This is a genomic window from Actinomadura sp. BRA 177, assembly GCF_013372625.1.
In the GTDB taxonomy this organism is placed as follows: domain Bacteria; phylum Actinomycetota; class Actinomycetes; order Streptosporangiales; family Streptosporangiaceae; genus Spirillospora.
The window spans coordinates 14,821-33,236 of record NZ_JABXFD010000583.1 but is presented as its reverse complement, the minus strand read 5'-3'; the positions used below and the strand labels follow the sequence as shown (position 1 = coordinate 33,236).

Here is an 18,416-nt window from a genome sequence, read left to right as displayed (position 1 = left end):
GACCCGTACACAGTTCAGGTCAGCCGACTTCGGACGCCTGCATTATTCTCCGAGCCGTTTGCAATGCCCACTCCATGAACTCGACGGGAACACTTTACCCTTTCGGGCTTATACTTACCTGCGCGCTCGACCAGCCGTCGGAGACGTAGTGGACGGCTAGGACCGCACCGACCAACTCTGCGGACGAGTCGACGAACTCCAGCACGCGTTCACCGCCCACGTCATCGAAGTCGATGACCTGCACCATTTTCCCTTTGAAATTCTCATATCTCACACCAGAGTCCCCTATCCAAGAATCCAAGGCCTTTCCGTCCGGGCGAGCCCGAGCCCTTCAGCCGTCCGAAAGGCGGACGACCGAGAGTGTCTGCCTATCCGTCCGTCGCTTAGGTGAGGCGTATGAGGTCGCCTGTCAGGACGGGGGTGGAGGGTCGGCCTTGTGGCGGCCGTTGGGCTTTAGGGGCGGGACGATCCGCACTGGACGGGACGCGCCGCGAGGTAGGGCGTGGCGGGCTCGGCGGGGCGCCGGGACTTCCGGCAGCTCCGGCTCAGGGATCTCCCCAGCGTCCTCTTCCGGCTGGATGAGCGGTTCCTGCTGCTCGCGGAGGTCCTCCTCGAATTCCATCGAGTGCGCGGTCGGGAGGGTGATGATGCCGGGGTTGGCGTCCACGAGCAGAGTGCGGCGGCCGGTGGCGCCTGAATGGGTGAAGACCATCGCCGTCGGCGGAAGTTCCTGTAGTTGGGGCGGCTCGATCAGTAGCTCCCGGTACCGCTGCTTGTGCGTCCGGCGGTCGGCGACCGTCCGGCCCCATGCGGTGGCGGAGCTGATGCCCTCGACCAGGACGGAGTCGTCGGCGGCCGGTGCGGGCAGCGGCGACCAGACCGGGTCGGTGAGGCCGTCGCCGCGTGGGCGCGCGAACGCGACCGTGCTGGCGTAGCTCTCCCCCGCGACGTCGAACAGCGTCTCTCCCGCCGCGTCGGTGATCTCGGCGACGAGGAGCGGCTGCCCGGCGCCGATGTGCTCGGCGGCGACGCGCGCGTCCTCGGGGTTGCCGAGCCGCATGAACCCGACGGCGGCGTGGCCGCGCCGGCCGAGGCGTTCGCGTACGTGGTTCGGGATCGACCGGTACATCAGCACGAGGCCGGTTCCGGTCGCCTCGCATGCGTCGATGAGGCGGTCGAGGACGTCCCCGCGCAGTTTCTCCGCGCCGCAGAGAAACAGGGTGTGGTCCCAGCGGCCGCCTGGCGGGGCCTCGCGGATCCGGTGAGTGAGCGCGGTCGTGACGTACGTGCCGAGGATGCGGTTGGTCAGGACGCCCGCACGGCGATCCATCGACACCACGTGAAGCCTGGACGGCGGCAAGCGCACCGGTTCCGTCGCGAGTTTCTCCAGCTTGCGGAGCTGCGCCTCCAGCGCCCACGCCCGCCGGACGACGATCCGGTCAGTGGCGTCCCGCCCGAACAGTGTGGCGATGCGTTCGAGTTGTTCGTCGGTGAGCAGGCCCTTCCGCAGGTCGTCGCGCGGGTCGCCGACCTGGGCGAGGACGCGCAGTGCCGCGGTGATGCGCGGGATCGTCGCGTCCGGCCCGAGGACCTCGATGAGCCGCTCCAGGATCGAGTTGTCGAACGACAGGTCCTGGGTGCCGCCCTCCTCCTCGCCCGCGCTGACGACCAGCGAGAGCACGTCCGCGAGCGCCTCCGGGTTCAGGCCCCTCGTGACGTCCAGCCGGGGCAGGTCGGCGGGCAGCACCCACACGAGCGGATCATCGCCCCGGTCAGCGGCCAGCCGGAGCAGGTCATGCGCGACCGCGCCCTCGGAAAGGTCGATGACGGTGAGCCGCGCGCCCACCGCCAGCCTGGCCGCCCCCATGGTCGTGACGGCCGCGGACCAGCCGGCGAGTGTCCCGCCCACGACGTCCACGCGGTCTACCCCGGGCGGCACGGCGACCGGATACCACTCGCGCTGGCTCTCGTACGCGGCCTGCCGGCGCTCCCACTCGGCCCGCGCCTTGGTGTACGCGCGCTCGGCGGCCTCCCGCTCCCGCTGCCGCGCGGCCCGGCGGCGCTCCTCCTCGTCCCGCTCCTGCGCGAGCCGCTCCCGGACGCCCCGCTCGTCCCGCCACAGCCCGCCGCCCGTGAAGCCGAGGATGAGGAGGAACGCGAGCAACGCCACTCCGACGAACGCCCACGGGATGATCCCCAGCAGGCCGCACACCAGGAACAGGACGATGAACGCGACGGTGCCGCCGACCACGATCCGCAGCGGCCGGCCGGCCATGTGCTCGCCAGGCCGCCGCGCCGGCGTCGGCAGCGGCGCCCGTTCGGGCTGCTCAGGCGGGGCCGGGGGCGGCCCCGGATCGGGGTGCACCTGCGCGTAGCGCCAGCCCACGTGGACGCGGTCGGCCTGTGTGAGCCGCGCCATCGCGGACCCGCTCGCCATGTCCGTCACGTCGAGAGACCCCTGGGAGTCGCGGGAATGGAGGGAACGCCTCGGGGTTACCGGGTTCGGGTTCTACGGTCGGTTACCTGCACAACCCACGGTAAAGACCTTCCGGCCTCCCCGCGCCTCGTTCAACAGAACAGTCCCCCCGAAGAGCGACTACCTCCGACATTTCGGACACCACGCCCACCTGCGACAAGATCAGACACCCCTCACCCGCCGTCCTGACCACACCCGGCCACCGCTGCCGGCGACCGGGCGCGAGTCGCCCGGGCCGTCAGGCCTTGCCCGCCTGCATCGCCGCACGGCGGGCCTGGCGATCCCGCCGCCACAGCCGGCCGGCCTCCGCCGGGTCGCCGTCGAAGACGATCCGGCCCTGGCGCAGGGTCACACCGCGGTCGCACAGCCGGCTGAGCATCTCGATATCGTGCGCCACGATCACCATGGTGCGTCCCTCGCTGCGCAGTTCCCTGATGCGCTTGAGGCACTTCTCCCGGAAGGGCGGGTCGCCGACGGCGAGCGCCTCGTCGACGAGGAAGACGTCCGGCTCGGTGTGCGCCGCGATGGAGAACGCCAGCCGCATGAACATGCCCGAGGAGTAGAAGCGCACCTGGTTGTCCAGGAAGCGCTCCACCCCGGAGAACTCGACGATCGCGGCGAACTTCCGCTTGATCTCCGCCTCGGACATGCCGAGGATCGCCGCGTTCAGGTAGACGTTCTCCCGGCCCGTCAGATCGGGGTGCAGGCCCGCTCCGACGTCGATCAGCCCGGCGATCCGGCCGCGCACAGCGACCGTGCCCGCGTCCGGGCGCATCACCCCGGAGATCAGCTTGAGCAGGGTGCTCTTGCCCGAGCCGTTCAGCCCCATCAGCGCGACCGTCTCGCCCTGGTGGATCGTGAGGCTCACGTCGTCCAGCGCGTTGAACGTCTCCGAGAGGGACTGCCGGCGGACGGCGCGGATCGTCATCTCCCTGATCGACCGGGCGTGCCGGAGGGTGAACCGCTTGCTCACCGAGTCGATGACGATGGACTCGGGCACCGGAGGGATGGCCACGTCGCTACAACTCCTGGGCGAATCGCTGCTGGGCACGCGCGAACACCAGGCTGCCGGCCAGCAGCACGAGCCCGGACACCGCCAGGGAGATCGCGGCGCGGCCGTACAGGTCCGGCGGGAAGGCGAAGTCGCCCCCCGTCCCCGGGAACCAGAACGCGCGCTGGAAGAGGCTGACCGCGGACACCAGCGGATTGGCCAGGTACACGTCCAGCACCCAGCCCGGCGCCTCGTCCCGGACGTGCCACCACGGATAGATCATCGGCACCGACCAGGTGATGACGATCACCATGATGTCCACGACCTGCTCCAGGTCGCGGAAGAAGACGTTGATCGCGGCGCACAGCAGCCCGAGCCCCAGCCCGAGGACGATGATGAGGACGAAGCCGAGCGCCGCGGCGAGCAGTCCCACGGGCGACGGGCGCCAGCCGTACGTCAGCGCGCCGGCCAGCATGATCCCGAACCCCGGCAGGAAGTGCACCAGCGACACCAGCAGCGACGCGGCCGGGAACAGCTCGCGCGGCAGGAACACCTTCTTGATCAGCGGGCCGTTGCCGGTGACCGAGCGGGTGCACGAGTGAAGGGTCTCGTTGAACAGGTTCACCAGCACCATGCCGGAGAACAGGTAGATCGGGAAGTGCTCGACGTGGCGGTCCATCCCGAGGAACACGCCGACCACGAAGAAATAGACGGAGAAGTGCACGGCCGGACGCACGTAGGACCAGCCGAGACCGAGCAGCGACCCCTTGTAGCGCGCCTTCAGCTCCCGCCGCACGAGCAGGCGCAGCAGGTAGCGGTCCCTGAGGACGTGCCGCAGTCCGCCGCCAGTACCCGGCGGGACGAGCGGTGGAAGGACGCCCTCGTACACCGGGACCGCCTGCCCGCTCATTCGCCGGCCGATCCCGCGGCGTCGAACGTCTTCCGCCACGCCTCCGGGGAGGACAGTTCCTCCGCCGCCGCCCGGTAGCGCACGGCCAAGGCGCCCCACTCACGGGTGAGCCTGGCGTGCAGCAGACCGCTGCGCTTCATGATGGACCGGAAGCGCCGCGGATCGCGCTGGTACCAGGTCACCTTCGTGCCGTCCGCGGAGGAGACGAGGGCGCTGTCGAACTTCGACAGCATCCCCCAGTGCTGGTCGATGTGCGCGACGGCCGCCTGCGGGTTGCGCAGCGCCTCCTCGCCGACCGGGCCGAGGTGCCGGACGGCGCTGACCAGCGCCGTCCTGACGACCTTCGACCGGCCCTTCGGCACGCCGGGGTTCCGGCCGCGCTTCGGAGGGCGGCCCCGCCGCACGTCGGGGAACTCCTCGATGCGCTCGCCCGCCCGCGCGTCCGCGAACCCGGCCCGCACCCGGCGGATCTCCTGCAGCTTCGTGACCATGCCCGCGTGCATGTGCTCGGGCCCGGCGAGCACGTCGCGCAGAGCCGTGATCATGAGTTCGGCGGTCGAGTACTGCATGGCGAGCGCGTGCTTCACCGAGATGATGAAGCTCTCCTTGAGCAGGTTGCCTCCCCGCTCGTACGGCGAGTGCAGCAGCGCCGTGACCAGCCTGTTGCGCCAGTGGAAGTACGCCTGCCAGTCGATGCCGTCGTCCTTGTCCTGCCACGGGACGTGCCAGGCCGCCACGCCGGGCAGGGACACGGTGGGGAACCCGGCGGCCTGGGCGCGGACGCCGTACTCGGCGTCGTCCCACTTGATGAACATCGGCATGGACAGCCCGATCTTGCCGATCGTCTCGATCGGGATCAGGCACATCCACCAGCCGTTGTAGTCGGAGTCGACGCGCCGGTGCAGCCACGGCGTCCGGCGCAGCGTGCCCTCGCCGTCCGCGAAGTCGTGCTCCGGCCAGGTGTGCGCGGCCGGTCCCCACCACCAGCGGTAGCGCTCGATCGTCTCGCCGAAGGCGTGCAGCTGCGACCGGACGAACAGGTTGAACATGTGCCCGCCGACGATCGTGGGCGTCTTCGCGTGGTCGGCGAACGCGACCGCGCGCAGGATGCCCTCGCTCTCGGTCACCACGTCGTCGTCGAGCAGCAGCACGTAGTCGCTGCGGCCTGCCCGGACCGTCTCGTCCATCGCCCGCGCGAAGCCGCCGGAGCCTCCGAGGTTGCCCTGGTCGACGACCCGGAGCCTGCCGCCGAGCCCGGCCTCGGCCACCGCGAAGTCCGGATGGTCCGCGATGCGGTCGGTGCCCTGGTCCACGACGAAGATCTCGTCGATGACGTCGAGGACCTCCGGCGCCTCACCGAGCGCGACGAGCTGGGCCACGCAGAAGGCGGGACGGTTGAACGTCGTGATGCCGATGCTCGCGGTGCCCTGCCGCTGGACCTGCTCGACGCCGGCGCACCACTCGGCCCGTTCGAGGACCACTGCGCGCTCGCCGGCCACCACGTCGAACCAGTACCAGCCGCCGTCGACGAAGGGCTTCAGCGGAAGGGAGAACGAACGGTCCTCGGCGGTGTCGGAGTCCACCGCCGAGGAGGCGACCCGGTGCACGTGCCCCTTGGCGCTTGACCGGTAGACGATGACGGTCGCGTGGCCCCGGATCCGGATCCGGAGGACGGTCTCCTCCACGTTGGTCCAGCGCCGCCAGTACCCGGCGGGAAAGGCGTTGAAGTACGTCGCGAAGGACACTCGTCGGCCCACCGGAACGACCACGGTCCGCCTGCTTGCGCTGTCGGGACGGACGCCCTCCTCGGCCCGGCCGGGCGCGGCCTCCGCCTCCACCTTCGCCGCGCCACGCTCGATCTGGCCGTCGACGTACAGTTTGAGGACGTCGAGGTCGCGGTCCACGGGCAGCACCACGCGCTGCAGCACGCGCAGATCCCGGCCCCCATCGTTCGGTCGCCGATCGGTCACTGCTCCGCGCCTCCGCTCCGTTCCTTCCGGCTGGCCGAGCTTCCGGCCCGTCCTGTCCCCATATGGAGACGCGGGCGGTCGGCGAAGTGGGGACGCAGCCGGTTGTCGACCATGCCGAGCGCGCTCGCGATGGCCATGTGCATGTCGAGGTACTGGTAGGTGCCGAGCCGGCCGCCGAACAAGACGCCGTCTTCCGCCGCGGCCAGCTTCCGGTAGGCCCGCAGCCGGTCACGGTCCGCGGGAGTGTTGATCGGGTAGTACGGCTCGTCACCGCGTGCGGCGGACCGGGAGTACTCCCGCATGATGACGGTCCGGTCGGCGGGGTAGCGGTCGCGACGCTCGGGGTGGAAGTGCCGGAACTCGTGGATGCGGGTGTAGGGGACGTCCGCGTCGGCGTAGTTCATCACCGGGGTGCCCTGGAAGTCGCCGGTCTCCTTGATCTCCATCTCGAAGTCCAGGGTCCGCCAGCCGAGCTCGCCCTCCGCGTACCCGAAGTAGCGGTCCAGCGGGCCGGTGTACACCACCGGGACGTTGCCGACCGCATCGTCGCGCAGGTCGAAGAAGTCGGTGTCCAGCCGCACCTCGATGTTCGGATGGTCGGCCATCCGCTCCAGCCAGGCGGTGTACCCGTCGACCGGCAGGCCCTCATGCGCGTCGTTGAAATACCGGTTGTCGAAGGTGTAGCGGACGGGCAGCCGCGTGATGATCTCGGCGGGCAGGTCGCGGGGGTCGGTCTGCCATTGCTTCGCGGTATAGCCGCGGATGAACGCCTCGTACAGGGGGCGCCCGATCAGCGAGATCGCCTTCTCCTCCAGGTTCGCCGGATCGGTGACCTCGGCGGCCTGTTCGGCGATGAGCGCGCGCGCCTCGTCCGGGCTGAACGCGCGGCCGAAGAACTCGCAGACCGTGCCGAGGTTGATCGGCATCGGGTAGATCCGGTCGCGGTACCGGGAGTACACGTGGTGCCGGTAGCCGGTGAAGGCGGTGAAGCGGTTGACGTACTCCCACACCCGCTCATTGGACGTGTGGAAGAGGTGCGCGCCATAGCGGTGGATCTCGATGCCGGTCTCGGGCTCGTCCTCGCTGTAGGCGTTCCCGCCGATGTGTCCGCGCCGGTCCAGGACGAGGACGCGCAGGCCCAGCTCGGCCGCGCATCGTTCGGCGACCGTCAGGCCGAAGAGCCCGCTGCCGGCCACCACGAGGTCGATGTTCATCTGGGCAGCGCTCTTCTCCGGTCGGGAGGGTCCGGAAGACCCGCTGCACATGCGTCGCCAGCCGGTCCGGTTGTTACAGATTGGGGCTAAGATACCCGCGATTCGACCGGTACCGAGATGGGAACCCAGGATCGCGGTGGTCTCCTCCAGTTCCGAAAGCGCGGGACCGCGCGCCCGTCCAGTGGTCTTCCTGCATGTCGGCGCGGCCAAGAGCGGCACGACGTACCTGCAGAACATCCTGTGGCACAACCGGGACCGGCTGCGCGAGCACGGCGTCCTCTACCCGGGCGCCGACATGGCGGCGCACGTGCGGGCCGCTTTCGACCTGCGCCGGACGTTCTTCCCCGGTGCCTCCGACCCGGAGATTCCGGGCGCGTGGCGGCGCCTGGTGGACGAGGTTCGCGACTGGCCCGGCACGGTGATCATCTCCCAGGAGCTGTTCGCCCCGGCATGGAAGAAGCATGTGCGGCGGGCCCTGGCCGACCTCGATTTCGCCGATGTTCATGTGGTCTTCACGGCACGGGATCTCGCCCGGCAGATCCCGGCGCACTGGCAGGAGGACATCAAGAACCGGTTCGATGTCTCCTTCGCCGATTTCGTGGCGCCGCTGAAGCGCCCCGACTGGCTCGAGTTCGAGATCGCACGCCTGTTCTGGACGCTGCAGGACCCGGTCTACGTGCTGGAGAGGTGGGCCGCGAACCTGCCGCCCGAACGGGTGCACATCGTCACGCTGCCCCGTCCCGGCGCACCCCGTGACCTGCTGTGGCGGCGGTTCTGCACGGCCACGGGCCTGGCCCCCGAGGACTACGACCTCGCCGCCCCGTTCGACAACCCGTCCCTCGGCCTCGCCGAGACGCAGTTCCTGCTGCGGCTCAACACGGCGCTCGACCGGGGCCGGCTCGGGTGGCACCTCTACAACGAAGAGGTCAAGCTGTTCCTCGCGCAACGGGTCCTCGCCGCGCGGCCCGCCCCGGCGAAGATCGTCCTGCCCGCCGAGCACCTGCCCTGGGCGATCCACCGGGCCGAGGAGATGGTCGAGGGTCTCCACGACGCCGGCTACCACATCGTCGGCGACCTCGACGAACTGGTTCCCGCACCGGGGCCGACGACGGCGCCCGACCCGGACGAACCGAGCTGGGCGGACGTCGCGGACGTCGGCATGGAGGCGATCACGGCGCTGCTCGGGCGGCTCCGGGACGAGGAGGACCGCGCCGCCCAGCTCGCGGAGCCGGAGGTCCCGGACGACGACATGCTGGACATGCTGCGGTCCCGGGCCGGGGAACTGCGCGAGCTGACCGGCCGGCTCACCGAGGAGACGGTGCCGCTCACCCGCCGGGTCGCCCGGGAGGCGAGCGAGCGGTACCCGGCGGTCCGGCACCTGCACGGCGCCTACCGGCGGCTCCACGGCATGGCCGCCCGCTCTGACGTCGACACGAACAGGAGGTGACCCGTCGATGGAGGACCGGGTCAAGACCGTCTACCTGCACGTCGGGGCGCCCACCGCCGGCGACGCGTTCCTGCAGCGGGCGCTGTGGCACAACCGGCGGCGCCTCGGCGACGCCGGCGTCTGCTACCCGCTCACCAGCCCGATGCAGCACTTCGGCGCGGTGATGGACCTGCGGGAGATGAGCTGGGGCGGCCGCCGCGACCCGGCCTGGGACGGTGCCTGGGACGGTGTGGCGCGGCGCGTCCGCGACTGGGACGGGCACACCGCCGTCTTCTCCCAGGGGCTGCTGGGCGGCGCGGACGAGCCGCAGGCGCGGCGGGCCGTGGCGGCTCTGGAACCCGCCGAGGTACACGTCGTGTTCGCGACCCGCGGCTTGGGCTGGCAGCTCATCTGCGACTGGCAGGAACAGATCCGGCACAACCACACCGTCCCGTTCGAGCGCTTCGTGGACGACCTGGTCACGCTCGGCATCGACGCGCCGAAGCCGTACGGGGAGATGTTCTGGGGGCTGCACGACCCGGTGCGGGTCCTGAAGATCTGGGAGTCCGCGGTGCCGCCGGACCGCGTCCACGTACTGACGCTGCCCCCACCGGACGGGGACCCCGGCGTGCTGTGGGCGCGTTTCTGCGCCGTGACCGGCATCGACTCCGCTACCTGCGACGTCGGGGGCATCGCGGAGGAGCCGCCCATGCCGGCGATCGAGGTGGAGGTCCTGCGCCGGTTGAACGGCAGGCTCGGCACCGCGCTGGGCAGCGACTACGAGCGCGTGGTCCGCGACCACCTCGTCGGGCATGGCCTCACCGTCGGCAGCGAAGCCACGGGCCGCGCTCCCATGGGCCTGCCGGCCCGGCACGCCGAGTGGGTGGGCGAACGTGGCCGGGAGCTCGCCGCCTCGGTGCGCGCCGCCGGGTACCGGGTGACCGGCGACCTGGACGAGCTGACTGCGCCCTGGGACGCCGCGGCGACCGCGCTGCCCGATGAGGTGCCGGACGACGAGGTCGCGGCCGCGTCCATCGGCGTCGCCGCGCACCTGCTGGAGCGCTTGAACACGGTGCGCGACCGGATCGGCATCGCGCACCTGCACGGGCAGCTCGGGGACGTCCGGGACAACCTGGACCGGCTGCTGGAGACCGCCGCGTCCCCGTCGACCGGACTGCAGCGGGCCGCCCGCCGCGCCACCGGCAAGCGCGGGTCATGAGCCCGCGGAGCCCCGCGGGCGACGCCGCGGCCGTCACGTCCGTCACGGCGGTCGTCGTCACGTTCAACCGGCGAGAGCTCCTGACCGAGGCGCTGACGGCTCTGGCCGGGCAGCGACGTCCCCCCGACCGTGTCATCGTCGTCGACAACGCGTCCGGCGACGGCACCGCCGCGATGGTCCGCGATCGGTTCCCGGACGTCGACCTGCTGGAGTTGCCCAGGAACATCGGCGGAGCGGGCGGGTTCAGCGCCGGGATGGCACGGGCGCTGGCCGGGGACCCCGGCCTGCTGTGGCTGCTGGACGACGACACCGTGCCCGAGCCCGGCGCGCTGCGGGAACTGCTGGCCGCCTGGGAACGGGCCGCCGGGCAGGGCGGCCCGCCGGCGCTGCTGGCCAGCCGGGTCGTGTGGACCGACGGCCGCGACCATCCGATGAACACGCCGCGCGCCAAGCCGCGCGCGACCGCCGCCGAGTCGCGGATCGCCGATGCGGCGGGATGCGTGCCGATCCGCTCCGCGTCGTTCGTGTCCGTGCTGGTGGACGCCGCGACGGTGCGCCAACGCGGGCTGCCGGTCGCCGACTACTTCCTGTGGAACGACGACTTCGAGTTCACCACCCGGCTGCTGCGCGGGCACCGGGGGCTGCTGTGCCCGGACAGTGTCGTCGTCCACAAGACGAAGGACTTCGGAGGTGCGGACGCCGACCCGGGCGACCGCTTCTACTACGAGGTCCGCAACAAGATCTGGCTGTTCACCGGCAGCCCCGGCCTGGCACCGGCGGAGCGCGTGCTGTACGCGGGTTCCACGCTGCGCCGCTGGTCCCGCACCTTTGCCGGATCCTCGGACCGGACGGTGCTGCGCCGCGCGATGGTCCGCGGGATCAGGGCGGGTCTGTCCGGCAGGCCGACGCCCACCGCGGTGTTGCTGCGGGAGGTCGGCGTCGAGGTCCCCACGCGATGACGGCGGCGCCGCGCGATGCCCGCGGGCGGGCCTCTACCGGAGGTCCAGGTAGTCGATCTCTGCCCGACCGGGGCTGCGCAGACCGAGCGTGTTCCATCCGGCTGCCAGTTCGACCTTGGCGGTGACGGACGTCCAGCCGTCGCCCTTCGTGGCGTGCAGCCGCGCGGACGCCGCGGCGTGCCCGTCCACCGACAGTTCCAGGTCGGAGTCGCCGCCTGCACGATTCGCGTAGCGCACCCGGATCGAGTACTCGCCGGCGGCCGGCGCGAAGACGGGCACGTCCACGCGACAGTCACCGCGGGCGAACGGGCCGAAGGCCTGGCCGCCGGACGCGTGAGGACGGTCCAGCGCGAAGACGCAGCCGTTCAGCCGTCCGCGCTCGGCCTCGTAGCGCACCGGGACGCCCCGGACGACGGGACGGGCACCGTCCCAGCCGAGCCGGGCGACGTACATGCCGCGGGTCACCCGGGAACCGCCGTGGTGGTCGAGGATCCCGTGGAAGGCCAGATAGTCGCCGGTCTGGTCGCTGAAGGCGTCCACGCTCCCCGGCCCCTCGACCGCTCCACCGTACAGGGCGGTGGACTGCAGCGGACCCGCCTTCTCATACGGCCCCTCGATGGACGGCGCCACCGCGTAACGGGTCTGGTAGGCCGCCTCGAAGTACCAGCCCGCCGAGTAGAGCAGCACGTACTCGTTCCCGCGCCTGATGAGCTCGGGCGCCTCGACCAGCACCGGCTCGTCCGCGCCGCGGCCCATGATCCGCTTCGGCGTGCCCGCGAGCCGCAGGCCGTCCGGGCTCAGCCGGACCAGGTAGATCGCCGCCGTCTTCTGCTCGTCGCTCTTGTAGAGCAGGTAGCGCGTGCCGTCGGTCTCGATGTAGGAGGCCGCGTCGATGGCGCCGCCCAGGTCCAGCGGGCACACCAGCGGCCCGTCCTCCAGCGGGACGAACGGACCGGCGGGCGAGGACGCCGTCGCGGTCCCGATGCACTGTTCGTCGCCGTCCTTGCGGCGGGCGGAGAAGTACAGCACGTAGGAGCGGGACCCGCCCTGCGGTGGGACGACCTCCGGCGCCCACGTCCGTCCCTCGGCGGCCCATGCCGGGAGCCGGGCGAGGCCGTCGCCGGGTGACGTCCGCCACGGCCCGGTCGGCATCGGAGCCGTCGCGACGGGCATGGTCGCGTCCGCGTTGTTGGTTCCGTAGGCGTAGTACGTCCCGGCCGCCTCGATCACGGCCGGGTCGGCGAACGACCCGTCGATCACCGGCTTGACCGGCGAGTAGCCCGGTGGGTCGATCGGCACGGGAGAACCGGCGGGGCTCGGCACCGGCGGCTCCGGGCCCCGGTCGGCGCCGCGCGCGTCCGTGCCCCGCGCGGACGGCACCCAGGCGACGACGAGCCCGATGACCAGCGCGATCGCCGCGCTGATCGCGGCGCCCGCGACCAGCGGCACCAGGGGCGAGAGCGCCCGCGGATCCCCGCCCCTTCTCCTCATGGCATCCCGCATCATCCCAACAACCGGGTGGAACGGCCAATCGTCCCGAATACGCGGACCGTCGTCCGGATCGTTACGCTTTGCCCGGCAACCGCATCACGGAGGGGACACGGACCTTGATCCGACATCGGCGGCTGGCCGCCGTCCTGTGCCTGTTCGCCGCGCTCGGCCTGAGCGGTTGCAGCCTCCAGCAGGGCGAGCACTCCGACGCGAAGGCGAGCAAGGCCCCGAAGAGGCCGAACATCGTCTTCGTCCTGACCGACGACCTCTCCTGGAACCTGGTCGCGCACATGCCGCAGGTTCTCCAGATGCAGCGGGACGGGCTGACGTTCCGCAACTTCATCATGGCGGACTCGCTGTGCTGCACCTCCCGCGCCACGATCTTCACCGGCCAGTACCCGCACAACACGGGCGTCCGCACCAACTTCCCGCCCAACGGCGGCTACGAGGTGTTCAAGAAGAACGGCGGTGAGCAGCACTCGTTCGCGCCGACCCTGCAGAAGGCGGGCTATCGCACCGCGCTGCTCGGCAAGTACATGAACGGCTACCAGCCGAACCACATCCGGGGCGGGACGAAACCGTACGTGCCACCCGGGTGGAGCGAGTGGTATGTCAACGGCAACGGCTACCCGGAGTACAACTACAACTTGAACGAGAACGGCCGGCTCGTTCACTACGGTGGCAAGCCGGAGGACTACCTGACCGACGTGCTGGCGAACAAGGGCGTCGACTTCATCAAGAGGTCCGGCGCGTCCTCGCAGCCTTTCTTCATCGAGATAGCGACGTTCGCTCCGCACGGCCCGTTCGTCCCTGCGCCGAGGCACGCCGGAATGTTCGGCACTCTGAAGGCTCCCCGGCCACCGGGGTTCAACGAGCCGGACATCCGCGACAAGCCGTCCTGGCTGCGGTCGCATCCGAGGTTGCTCAAGCCGGGAATCCGCCGCATCGACAACGGTTTCCGGAACCGGGTCCGCATGGTCCAGTCGGTGGACGAGATGATCGGCCGGATCCGGACGACGCTGAAGGAACTCGGTATCGACCGCGAAACCTACGTGGTGTTCGGCTCCGACAACGGATTTCACCTGGGCGAGCACCGGCTGGCCGGGGGGAAGATGACCGCGTTCGACACCGACGTCCGGGTGCCCTACGTCGTCACCGGCCCGCGGGTTCCGCCCGGTCGCAAGATCGAGGAGATCGCCCAGAACACCGACCTGGCCCCCACGTTCCAGGAGCTCGCCGGCGTGCGCCCTCCGCCCGCGACCGACGGCCGGTCACTCGCCCCGTTCCTGGGCGGCGCCACGCCCCCGGACTGGCGAGACACGGCGCTGATCGAGCACGTCAAGCCGGCGCCGTCCCCGCAGGACCCGGACCGGCAGGATTCGGCGCCCGGCGCGCCGCCGACCTACAACGCGCTCCGCACGAACGACATGCTCTACGTGGAGTACACCAACGGGGAGCGCGAGTACTACGACCGTGCCCGGGACCCGCACGAGCTGACCAACATCGCCGGGAGGCTGCCGGAGCAGCAGCGGCGTCGGCTGTCGGACCTGCTGTACGCGCTGACGCACTGCGCGGGCGCGAGTTGTGCCTCCGCGGGGCGGAGCCGCTGAGGGTTTCCGTCCCTTATGCGCCGCTATCATCGCTGACGACTGTGGCGACACAGGGCGATGTGCAGGGTGAGCCGATACGGGGAGAGCGGGCGTGACTCCAACCGGAAAGCCGGATGACGACCACGAGGTGGAGCGTCCCGAGCCCGGGCATCCAGGTCAGGCGCCGCCTCCGCCGCGTTGGCTGGACGACCAGGACTCACCCGGCGGTCCCCTGCTTCCCGAGGACGACGCGGAGGCGAAGGGACGTCCTGAGAACCCGCCGGCGGCGGCCGCCCAGGACGCGGAGGACGACGCTCCCGAGAACAACGCTCCCGAGGACGACGCGGAGGCCGTGATGGCCGACCGCACCATCATGGAGTTCAGGTTCGAACGGGACAAGGCGCAACCCGCCGCCCCTCCCGCGGCCGCCGCCCCGGCCACGTCCACCGACATCCCGGTGCCTCCGCCCTTCCCGTACGCGCAGCAAGTGCCGGAACCGCCCCGGCCGCAGCTTCCCGCCCCGCAGCCTGCCGCGCCTCCGCAGCCGCCCGCCGCACAGGCGCCGCCCGCGCAGAGTCCCCCGGCCCACGAGCCGTTCCCGTACGCGCAGCAGATCCCCGGCGCCCCGGCGCCTCCCACACCGGCGCTGCCGGCTCCGGCGCCTCCGGCCGCGGAGCCGTTCCCCTACGCGCAGCAGGTCCCGGGCGCACCGAGCACGCCTCCGGCCGCGGAGCCGTTCCCCTGGGCGCAGCAGATTCCCGGCTCGTCCCAGCCCGCGCAGGACACCGCCCAGCCGCCGGCACCGCCGCCTATGCTCGACGAGCCCTGGCGGACGGCGTCCCCGGGCAGGCCCGAGCGGCCCCGCAAGAGCATCAAGAAGCCGCTGCTGATCGGCGTGGCGGGAGTGGCCGTCGTGGCATTGGCCGCCGCCGGCGCGGTCATCGTGCCCGGCCTGCTCGGCGACGACGATGGCGGCGGCGAGACCGGCGCCAAGCTGGCGGGCGCGGCTTTCCCCGTGACGGGCGCGGCCCGCACCGACGGCCGCGACCAGCAGTTCACCGGCATCGCGGCGGCGGGCTCAACGGTCGTCGCGGTGGGCTCCGAAACGGGCGTGGGCATGTCCCGCGGCCTGTTCGTGGTCTCCACGGACGGCGGGCACACGTTCGCATCCGCGAAGGTGGGGGGACCGGAGGACGGCCCAGCCGCCACCGCGCTGCCCCAGTCCGTGGGCGGCTCGTCCAAGGGCTGGGTCGCGATCGGCTCTGGTAAGAGCGGCGGTGCCGTGTGGACGAGTTCCGACGGGCGGACCTGGACGCGGGAGCCCGACGCCGTCGGCCGGGTGTTCGGGCCCGGCAGCCGGGTGAACCAGGTCGTCTCCACAGGCGCGGGATTCATCGCCATCGGCGCAAAGTCCACGAAGGGCGATTTCAGCGATGCCAAGGCGGTCGTCTGGACATCCGCCGACGGACGTCAGTGGGAGGCCAGGGTCGGCGACCAGATCGGCCTGGAGGTCAAGAAGGCGTCGTACTCCCTGATCGAAGCCGCCGCGAGCGGCGACACCATACTGCTCAAAGCGCTCATCAAGCCGGACAACAAGAAGCCGCCGCAGTACCGGAAGGTCTGGCGGTCACAGGACGGCGGCCGGACGTGGGCGGTCTCCGATGTTCCGGTGCCCAAGGGCAGCCGCGGCCTCACGGTCGGCGGCGGCGAGGCCGGCTTCCTCGCCGTCCGGGAGATGAAGAAGGGCGGCAAGTCCTACGGCCAGGCGTTCGTCTCCAAGGACGGGAAGGACTGGCGTGAGGCCGGCAAGCTGGAGATGGCCGGCTACAACTACACCAGACAGGTCCTCGGCGACGCCAAGGGGTACACGGTGCTGGTGGCGGGCGGCGGGGACGTACTGCTGGCACAGAGCGCGGACGGCGAGACCTGGAAGCCGGCCGGGACCGCGCCCGGGAAGCCGGGCCGCAAGGTCGCCGGCGCGGCGCCGGCCGAGGGCCAGACGGTCCTCGTCGGCCATGAACCCGGCGGCGGCGACAGGAACCCGCTGCTGAGCGTCTGGGACTCCGCCGGCCGGGCGGTTCCGGTCGACCCGGCGAAGATCTCCGACCTGATCCGGCCCGACCACACCGTGCAGGCGGTCGGGGCGTCCGGCTCGCTCGCCGTGGCGGTGGGCAGCGCGTCCGGTGACGCCGCGGCCTGGACCTCCGCCGACGGAGCTTCCTGGAAGAGCGCGCAGGGTCTCGGAGCCGCCTTCACCCGGCCGGGGCCGCAGCGGCTCACCGACGTCGTCGGAGGCGGGCCAGGCTGGCTGGCGGTCGGTTATGACCAGGCCGGGCCCAAACGTCCGCTCGTCGTCACGTCCGCTGACGGAGCGACCTGGCAGGCGGCCGACGGTGGCGTCGCGTTCCGGGAAAGCAAGCGGGGAGCGCTGGTCACCAACGCAGCGGCGTCGGGTTCAGCCGGATACGTGGTGGTCGGTACCGAGGGACCCTCCGCGGCCACCTGGTTCTCCACAGATCTGAAGAGTTGGGAGCGGGGCTCGGGCACCGACCGGGCACTGGAAGGCGAGCAGAAGGCGGGCCGCTGGATGGCGGACGTCGCGGGCGCCGGTTCAGGATTCACCGCGGTCGGCGGTGTCCGCGACGCGAAGGGCAACCATCCCGCCGTGTGGTCGTCGTCCGACGGCCTGCGCTGGACGCTGCAGACGCTGCCGCTGCCGAGCGGCGTCATCGAAGGCCATCTGACCCACGTGACCGCGAAGGGCGGCACCCTGGTGGCCGCCGGGATCGCCCCCGCCAAGCAGGGCGCCAACTGGATCGGGTACGTCTCCTCCGACGGCGGCTCATCGTGGCGGGAACTGCCCGTTCCCGGCGGCGACCCGCACATCGTCACGACCGCGCTGACGGCGACTCCGTCCGGGTTCGCCGCGACGGCCACATCTGGCCCGGCCGGCTCGACCGACGTCGTGTCGATGACGTCGGCCGACGGCACGGCCTGGAAGGCCGCGAAGCCCGGCGGCACGGGTCTGGGCGGCGACGGCGACCAGCAGGTCACCGGGCTCGCGCCATTCGGCGGCGGGGTGCTCGGCGTGGGCCGCAGCGCGGACGCCGGGGGTGAGCAGCCCGTTCTGTGGACGCGGGCGGGTTAGCCGCGGCCGCGCCGCCGCGATCGGTGGGCGGCTGGGGCAGGCGGCTCCGGCAGGCCCTGCGCCGGAGCCGGTTCCTGGTCCGGGCGGCGGGCGTGGCGGGGGATGTAGGAGAGGGCGCCGGCGGGGAGGCCGGCTTCGGCGCGGTCGCGGGAGCGGTTGCGGCGGGCGCCGTAGGGGGCGACGACGGCGCGGTAGAAGGGCTTGCGGATCGCCGTGGGGACGAGGCGGTAGCCGCCGCGGACCATGACGTTGCGCCAGTACTGCGGCTGGGAGATGAAGCCCTCGCGGAGCATCTCGCGCTGCAGGCGCAGTTCGGAGCGGAGCAGGTCGCGGCCGCCGCGGCGCTCGTAGGCGCCCTCGCCGACGCGGTAGTAGACGAGCGGTTCGGCGACGTTCACCATCCGGGCGCCGTTCGCGATCATGCGGACGAACAGCCAGTAGTCCTCCATGAGGGGCAGGTCGCCGTAGCCGCCCGCGGCGACGACGGCGCTGCGCCGGTAGACGACCGTGGGGTGGTTGAACGGGTCGTGGAGGCGGGAGTAGCGGGCGATGTCGGCGGGGTCGCTCGGCGGGATGCGCCGGCCGACGACGTCGGTGACGTCGGTGCCGAACTCCAGGAGGCCGGCGCCGACGAGGTCCGCGCCCGCGCGGATCAGCGGGACCTGGGTCTGGAAGCGGTGCGGCATGGCGACGTCGTCGGCGTCCATGCGGGCGACGATGTCGTGCCGGGCGGCGTGCAGGCCGGCGTCGAGGGCGGGGCCGAGGCCGCGGTTGTGCCGCAGGTGGACGGACTCGACCGGCACGGGGCTGCCGGCGACGAGGTCGGTCAGGCAGTCCGCCAGTGCGGGCGGGACGGGGCCGTCCTGGACGAGGATCACCTGGTCGGGACGCAGCGTCTGCAGCTGGACGGCGCTGCGGAACGCGTCCCGTACGTGCTCCGGCTGGTCGCCGCCGTAGACGGTCATCAGCAGGGTGAAGGGTTCGGGCTGCATGCGTCCGTTCCAGGGGGAGCGTAGGCGGCCG

General features: G+C 71.7%; 12 protein-coding genes. 5 read left to right on the top strand and 7 right to left on the bottom strand.

The features are described 5' to 3' along the window. Positions 1–409: 409 nt before the first annotated feature. The 5 genes from HUX53_RS33255 to glf all read right to left on the bottom strand — a co-directional run bounded on the left by HUX53_RS33255 (position 410) and on the right by glf (position 7,561). Positions 410–2,437 (bottom strand): hypothetical protein, encoded by a 2,028-nt coding sequence (locus tag HUX53_RS33255; RefSeq protein WP_176407221.1) that lies wholly within the window; start codon positions 2,435–2,437, stop codon positions 410–412. A gap of 277 nt (positions 2,438–2,714) precedes the next feature. Continuing rightward, positions 2,715–3,491, bottom strand: a complete 777-nt coding sequence (locus HUX53_RS33250) for an ABC transporter ATP-binding protein (RefSeq protein WP_309237550.1) — start codon at positions 3,489–3,491, stop codon at positions 2,715–2,717. A 4-nt stretch (positions 3,492–3,495) separates the two neighbouring features. Beyond that, a complete protein-coding gene (locus HUX53_RS33245; RefSeq protein WP_176407195.1) occupies positions 3,496–4,377 on the bottom strand; it encodes an ABC transporter permease in 882 nt (293 codons plus the stop codon). Further along, a complete protein-coding gene (locus tag HUX53_RS33240; RefSeq protein WP_309237549.1) occupies positions 4,374–6,305 on the bottom strand; it encodes a glycosyltransferase in 1,932 nt (643 codons plus the stop codon). Before HUX53_RS33240 ends, HUX53_RS33245 begins: the two co-directional genes overlap by 4 nt. 38 nt (positions 6,306–6,343) lie before the next feature. Continuing rightward, complete coding sequence (gene glf, locus HUX53_RS33235; RefSeq protein WP_176407191.1) at positions 6,344–7,561, bottom strand: UDP-galactopyranose mutase; 1,218 nt, start codon at positions 7,559–7,561, stop codon at positions 6,344–6,346. Between the two features lie 181 nt (positions 7,562–7,742). Here glf and HUX53_RS33230 point away from each other — a divergent pair, with 181 nt between their 5' ends. From HUX53_RS33230 to HUX53_RS33220, 3 genes are read left to right on the top strand one after another with little or no spacing between them, the layout of a single operon-like run. Beyond that, positions 7,743–9,008: a hypothetical protein gene (locus HUX53_RS33230; RefSeq protein ID WP_176407189.1), complete on the top strand. Its 1,266-nt coding sequence runs from the start codon at positions 7,743–7,745 to the stop codon at positions 9,006–9,008. Between the two features lie 7 nt (positions 9,009–9,015). Next, positions 9,016–10,206, top strand: a complete 1,191-nt coding sequence (locus tag HUX53_RS33225; RefSeq protein ID WP_176407188.1) for a hypothetical protein — start codon at positions 9,016–9,018, stop codon at positions 10,204–10,206. Beyond that, positions 10,203–11,165 carry a glycosyltransferase gene (locus HUX53_RS33220; RefSeq protein ID WP_176407186.1) on the top strand — a complete coding sequence of 321 codons (963 nt, stop codon included), beginning with the start codon at positions 10,203–10,205 and terminating at the stop codon, positions 11,163–11,165. The genes HUX53_RS33225 and HUX53_RS33220 overlap by 4 nt, the downstream gene beginning before the upstream one ends. A gap of 33 nt (positions 11,166–11,198) precedes the next feature. Here the strand turns inward: HUX53_RS33220 and HUX53_RS33215 are convergent, their stop codons facing one another. Then, entirely contained in the window at positions 11,199–12,656 is a 1,458-nt protein-coding gene (locus tag HUX53_RS33215; RefSeq protein ID WP_176407184.1) for a family 43 glycosylhydrolase, read from the bottom strand. A gap of 116 nt (positions 12,657–12,772) precedes the next feature. On the opposite strand from HUX53_RS33215, the gene HUX53_RS33210 reads away from it, so the two are divergent. Beyond that, complete coding sequence (locus tag HUX53_RS33210; RefSeq protein ID WP_217920209.1) at positions 12,773–14,266, top strand: sulfatase; 1,494 nt, start codon at positions 12,773–12,775, stop codon at positions 14,264–14,266. Between the two features lie 91 nt (positions 14,267–14,357). Continuing rightward, positions 14,358–17,393: a sialidase family protein gene (locus HUX53_RS33205; protein WP_176407182.1), complete on the top strand. Its 3,036-nt coding sequence runs from the start codon at positions 14,358–14,360 to the stop codon at positions 17,391–17,393. Here HUX53_RS33205 and HUX53_RS33200 read toward each other — a convergent pair. Then, entirely contained in the window at positions 17,390–18,385 is a 996-nt protein-coding gene (locus HUX53_RS33200; RefSeq protein ID WP_176407180.1) for a glycosyltransferase, read from the bottom strand. The genes HUX53_RS33205 and HUX53_RS33200 overlap by 4 nt on opposite strands. Positions 18,386–18,416: the final 31 nt, after the last annotated feature.